The following is a 5,970-nucleotide window of genomic DNA, read 5'->3' as shown; positions in this document are numbered from 1 at the left end:
AGAGCTGCTGCCGTGGGGCGGTCGGGATCGATGTGGTCATGGGTACAACCTTTTGATGTGAGCGGGACTGCCGCGGCCCGCGGTGTTTGGGGAGGTCACTCGTTCCGTGCGAGTTCAGTCACCATAGCGACAGAAGTGGTCGCTGTCACCCCTCATGAACAAATATTGCCCACAACACTTGTTGATCTAGCAGCTATCGGTCGATCAACTTGATGAAAGATCAGTATCGATCTGGCTGCCCTGTCGGGGCGGGGTGTGCGTCAGGGGGCCTCGTTGGCCGGTGCGCCCGCGCGACTGTCGAGAATCAGCACGGCGGTGTGCAGCGAGGTGCGGGACTCGGCGTCGTCGAGGTCGACGCCGAGGAGGCGCTCGATGGCGGCCAGCTTGGAGTAGAGCGTCGGCCGTGACAGGTGCAGCCGCTTGGCCAGCTCGGTCTTGTTGCCGCCGAGTGCCAGGAAGTTGCGGAGCACGTGGAAGGAGTCGTCATCGTGTCGCGCCGCGTGTTCGAGGAGGCCCCGGAGCTCGGTTTCGGCAAAGGCCTGCACGCGCGGGTCGGTGCGGAGGAGGGCGACCAGTCCGCGCAGCCGGATATCCGAGGAGCGGTGAAACAGCTTGTCGTCCAGGGGCAGTGACTGGGCAACGTCCGCGATGTGCGCGGATTCTGTGAGCCCGACCGCGGCATCCAGCAGGCGGGTCGATTCCGGCCCCGCGCCGATGGTGCACCGGCTGACGCCGTCGATCCTGCCCAGCGCGGAGCGGATCTCGGTGCAGACTGCCTGCAGGATGTCTGTGGTGGAACTGCCGGGCGGGCGCGAGAGCAGCAGGTCGATCCTTCCGTGCTGAGGATTCGAGGCGAGGGCGGTGTTGCGTGAGGCGCGGATCGCGTGGCGGATGGCATCGAGCATGCGTACCCGGCGCCGTTGTGCGAAAACCTGGTCGCCACTGGCTGTTTCGCTGACCCGCACGGTCATAGGGAGGTAGGTCAGGCCCGGCCGCATGCCCAGGGCGTAAGCGCGTGCGGTTGCCTCCGCCTCGTCCTCGATGCGACCTCGGCGGAGCTCGTCGACGAGGCCGCTCTGCGCTTGCTGCTCGAGCGCGGTTCCCTCCTGCTCGACCATCCGGTGCAGTGCGAGTGCCTGGGCGGCACGTTCGAGGGTCATGCGCGTCCGCGCCTCGGCCGTGTTCGGGAGCGGCGCGACGAGTCGGCCCCATTCCTGGCGGTGGGCGCCGACCGGGGTCGTGGTCCACGCCTCCGATCCGCCGACCGCCGTCTGATGCGACATCGGAGTGAGCCGTGACCGGCGTTCCCAGTCCGAGAGCAATTCGGCCGTCGGGGCGCCGTGCGAGGCGAACGCGAGCACCTGTCGGGTGAGGTCCTCGAGGACGATCGGGGTGTCGAGCATGCTCGCCGCGGCGTCGACTATCTCGCTCAGGGGAGCCCGTTTCATGCTCAGGTCGGTGAAGATCTCGTGCGCCTGCCGCGCAAAGGCGACCTCGGCGTACTGCTCCGCGACGATGGAGCGATGCACCTCCTCGGTGACCTCGACGAATCGGACCTGACGGTGCAGCGCGATCACGGGCAGCGCGAGCCGGTCGGCGGTCTCGGGCACCTCTGCCGGCACCGATTCGACATGGACGCCGAGTTCGATCACCAGCCCGGTCGCCCCTGCGGCCGCCAGACCTTCGAGGTAGCTCACCGGATCGTGGGTGAGCGGGAGCCCGGTCGTGAGGACGAGTTCGCCGCCCTGGAGCAGGTTCGACAGGTCGGGCAGGTCACTGACGTGTACCCATCGGACGGGTCGGTCGAGGGTGCCGCCGCCGATCACTTCCGGCTCACCGGCCTGGATGACGGGGAGCGCGAGAATGTCGATGACGGTCGGCAGCATTGACGAAGTGTAAAGCAGAAGGCGGATTCTCTTACAGTATGTAGGGCTGGCCGAGCCGTCGCCGGACTCAGAGTGGAGGTCTCACACGCGACGGACGGTCGCGCATCGGCTCACTCGACAAGGACGTTCTCTTCATGACTCTCAGCGATGGTGTTCGGACGATCTCGCACTGGTCCGACGGTAAGGGCTTCGCCGGCACGAGCGGCAACACCGCACCGGTGACCAACCCCGCAACGGGCGCCGTCAGCGGTGCGGTCGCGCTGGCCAGTGTCGAGGACGCGCGGGCCGTGATCGCCGCCGCCACCGCGGCATTCCCGGCCTGGCGGGACAGCTCCATCGCGAAGCGCACCACCGTCATCTTCAAGTTCCGCGAGTTGCTGAACGAGCGCAAGGAGGAGCTCGCCGCGATCATCACCGCCGAGCACGGCAAGGTGCTCTCGGACGCACTCGGCGAGGTCTCCCGGGGCCAGGAGGTGGTCGAGTTCGCATGCGGGATCGCGCATCTGCTCAAGGGCGGGATGACCGAGAACGCCTCCACCAACGTCGATGTCGCCTCCATCCGTCAGCCCGTCGGCCCGGTCGGGATCATCTCCCCGTTCAACTTCCCCGCCATGGTCCCGATGTGGTTCTTCCCGGTCGCCATCGCCGCAGGTAACACCGTCATCCTCAAGCCGTCCGAGAAGGATCCGAGCGCGGCGATCTGGATGGCCGAACTGTGGGCCGAGGCCGGCCTGCCCGCCGGCGTGTTCAACGTGCTCCAGGGCGACAAGACCGCCGTCGACGAACTGCTGACGAACCCGGCGATCAAGGCGATCTCCTTCGTCGGGTCCACCCCGATCGCCCAGTACGTGTACGCCACCGGCACCGCCCACGGCAAGCGGGTGCAGGCGCTGGGTGGGGCGAAGAACCACGCCATCGTCCTGCCGGATGCCGACCTGGACCTGGCGGCAGACGCAATGGTCAACGCCGGCTTCGGGTCCGCAGGCGAACGCTGCATGGCGATCAGTGCGCTCGTCGCGGTGGGGGACATCGCCGACGAACTGGTCGGGAAGATCGCCGAGCGCACCAGGGGCCTCAAGACCGGCGACGGCACGAAGGATTCGGACATGGGTCCGCTGGTGACGAAGGCGCACCGCGACAAGGTCGCCTCGTACGTAGACGCGGGGGAGGCGGCGGGCGCGACGATCGTCGTCGACGGCCGCGACGTACGGGCCGACGGCGGTTCCGACGGGTTCTGGCTCGGCCCCACCCTCATCGACAACGTCACCACCGACATGTCCGTGTACACCGACGAGATCTTCGGGCCGGTCCTGTCCGTCGTTCGTGTCGACTCGTACGAGGAGGCGCTGGACCTCATCAACTCCGGCCCGTTCGGGAACGGCACGGCGATCTTCACCAACGACGGCGGCGCCGCTCGCCGCTTCCAGAACGAGGTGGAGGTCGGGATGGTCGGGATCAATGTCCCCATCCCCGTCCCCACGGCGTACTACAGCTTCGGCGGATGGAAGAACTCGCTGTTCGGCGACACCCACGCGCACGGTGCAGAGGGCGTGCACTTCTTCACTCGGGGCAAGGTCGTCACCAGCCGGTGGCTCGACCCCAGCCACGGTGGCATCAACCTCGGCTTCCCCCAGAACAACTGAGCGGAGAGGACTTCCACACCATGACGACAACAACGCACCAGACCCTCCTGCCCACCGGTCAGTCCATCGACGAGGCCCGTGCCGAGGGCGAGCGGGCATTCGCGCTCGATCGTGCGCACGTGTTCCATTCGTGGTCGGCGCAGGAGCAGATCACCCCGATGACGATCCTCGCCGCCGAGGGGTCATACGTGTGGGACGGCAGCGGAACCCGACTGCTGGACTTCTCTTCTCAGTTGGTGAACACCAACATCGGACATCAGCATCCGACCGTCGTCGCGGCCGTGCAAGCGCAGGCGGCAAAGCTGTGCACCATCGCGCCGCAGTATGTCAACGACGCTCGTTCCGAGGCCGCCCGGCTGATCGCCGAGCGGACTCCTGGCGATCTGAACAAGGTGTTCTTCACCAACGGCGGCGCGGATGCCGTCGAGCACGCTGTGCGGATGGCCCGCCTGCACACCGGCCGCTACAAGGTGCTCTCGCGGTACCGGTCGTATCACGGCGGCACCGACACCGCGATCAACCTGACCGGCGACCCGCGCCGCTGGCCCAATGACCGCGGCAACAGCGGCATCGTGCATTTCAACGGTCCCTTCCTCTACCGCTCGCAGTTCCACTCGGCCGACGAGGCGCAGGAGACCGAGCGTGCGCTCGCGCACCTCGACCAGCTGGTCGCGATGGAGGGGCCGAGCACGATCGCGGCCATCATCCTCGAATCGGTGCCCGGCACCGCGGGCATCATGGTTCCCCCGCCCGGCTACATGGCCGGGGTCAGGGAGATCTGCGACCGCCACGGCATCGTGTTCATCGCCGACGAGGTGATGGCAGGCTTCGGGCGGACCGGAAAGTGGTTCGCGATCGATCACTTCGACGTGGTGCCGGACCTGATCACCTTCGCCAAGGGCGTCAACTCCGGCTACGTCCCGCTGGGCGGCGTCGCGATCAACGCCGAGATCGCGGCGACGTTCGCCAACCGGGCGTACCCCGGCGGCCTGACGTACTCGGGCCATCCGCTGGCCACCGCCGCCGCTGTCGCCACCATCAACGCGATGGAGGAGGAGAAGATCGTCGAGAACGCGGCGCGGATCGGCAACGAGATCCTCGGTCCCGGGCTGCGCGAACTCGCCCAGCGGCACCCGTCGATCGGTGATGTCCGCGGTCTCGGCGTGTTCTGGGCGATCGAACTCGTCACTGATCGTCAGACGAGGGAGCCGCTCGCCCCGTACGGCGCCTCCAGCCCGGCGATGAACGAGGTCATCGCGGCATGCAAGTCCGCCGGACTGCTGCCGTTCGCGAACTTCAATCGGATCCACGCGGTGCCGCCGTGCACCGTCACCGACGCCGAGGTCCGCGAGGGCCTCGCGATCCTCGACACCGCGCTCTCGGTCGCGGATGCGCACACCGCGCACTGAGTAATCGATCCGCCCCATGGTCAACGGCGCCCATGGGGCGGATCGTCGTTTCCGGCCCCCGGCTGGCCCGGGCACGCCGCCCATCATCACCTCGTAGTCAGAGGTGAAGTCTCCCAGAGGAATACAGAATGCTCGACACTGAATCGGCCGGAACATCCACCGGCACGGCCCGCGTCAAGCGCGGCATGGCCGAGATGCTCAAGGGCGGGGTCATCATGGACGTCGTCAATGCAGAGCAGGCGAAGATCGCCGAGGATGCGGGTGCGGTGGCGGTCATGGCCCTCGAGCGTGTGCCCGCGGACATCCGCGCGCAGGGCGGCGTGTCCCGGATGAGCGATCCGGACATGATCGACGGCATCATCTCCGCGGTGTCCATCCCGGTGATGGCCAAGGCCCGGATCGGCCACTTCGTGGAGGCTCAGATCCTGCAGTCCCTCGGTGTCGACTACATCGACGAGTCCGAGGTGCTGACCCCGGCGGACTACGCCAACCACATCGACAAGTGGAAGTTCACCGTGCCGTTCGTGTGTGGTGCCACCAACCTGGGTGAGGCGCTGCGTCGAATCACCGAGGGCGCGGCCATGATCCGCTCGAAGGGCGAGGCAGGCACGGGCGATGTCTCCAACGCCACCACGCACATGCGCACCATCCTCGGTGAGATCCGTCGTCTCGGTTCGCTGAGCGAGGACGAGCTGTACGTGGCGGCGAAGGAGCTGCAGGCGCCGTACGACCTGGTGGTCGAGGTGGCCAAGGAGGGCAAGCTGCCCGTCACGATGTTCACCGCTGGCGGCATCGCCACCCCGGCCGATGCGGCGATGATGATGCAGCTGGGCGCGGAGGGTGTGTTCGTCGGTTCGGGCATCTTCAAGTCCGGCAACCCGGCCGAGCGTGCGGCCGCGATCGTCAAGGCCACCACCTTCTTCGACGACCCGGATGTGCTGGCGAAGGTCTCCCGCGGTCTGGGTGAGGCGATGGTCGGCATCAACGTCGACGATCTGCCGGTCGCGCACCGCCTCGCCGAGCGCGGCTGGT

Annotated in this window: 4 protein-coding genes; 3 read left to right on the top strand and 1 reads right to left on the bottom strand. The window is 67.4% G+C overall.

Annotated elements, in window-relative coordinates; all coding sequences use genetic code 11:
- Positions 1-260 precede the first annotated feature (260 nt).
- Positions 261-1,886, bottom strand: a complete 1,626-nt coding sequence (locus FCG67_RS24800; RefSeq protein ID WP_136912232.1) for a PucR family transcriptional regulator — start codon at positions 1,884-1,886, stop codon at positions 261-263.
- Positions 1,887-2,020: 134 nt separating this feature from the next.
- Between FCG67_RS24800 and FCG67_RS24795 the strand changes: the two genes are divergently transcribed.
- The 3 genes from FCG67_RS24795 to pdxS form a co-directional block, all read left to right on the top strand.
- Positions 2,021-3,529, top strand: a complete 1,509-nt coding sequence (locus FCG67_RS24795) for a CoA-acylating methylmalonate-semialdehyde dehydrogenase (protein WP_136912231.1) — start codon at positions 2,021-2,023, stop codon at positions 3,527-3,529.
- Between the two features lie 20 nt (positions 3,530-3,549).
- Positions 3,550-4,938, top strand: coding sequence for an aspartate aminotransferase family protein (locus FCG67_RS24790; RefSeq protein ID WP_136912230.1), 1,389 nt, complete (start codon positions 3,550-3,552; stop codon positions 4,936-4,938).
- Between the two features lie 128 nt (positions 4,939-5,066).
- Positions 5,067-5,970 (top strand): pyridoxal 5'-phosphate synthase lyase subunit PdxS (pdxS, locus tag FCG67_RS24785; protein ID WP_136912229.1); only part of this gene is annotated, 904 nt, incomplete at its 3' end.

The organism is Rhodococcus oryzae (genome assembly GCF_005049235.1).
GTDB classification, from domain to species: Bacteria; Actinomycetota; Actinomycetes; order Mycobacteriales; family Mycobacteriaceae; genus Rhodococcus_G; species Rhodococcus_G oryzae.
Note: the sequence above shows the minus strand (reverse complement) of the source record. Positions and strands in the feature narration are given on the sequence as shown.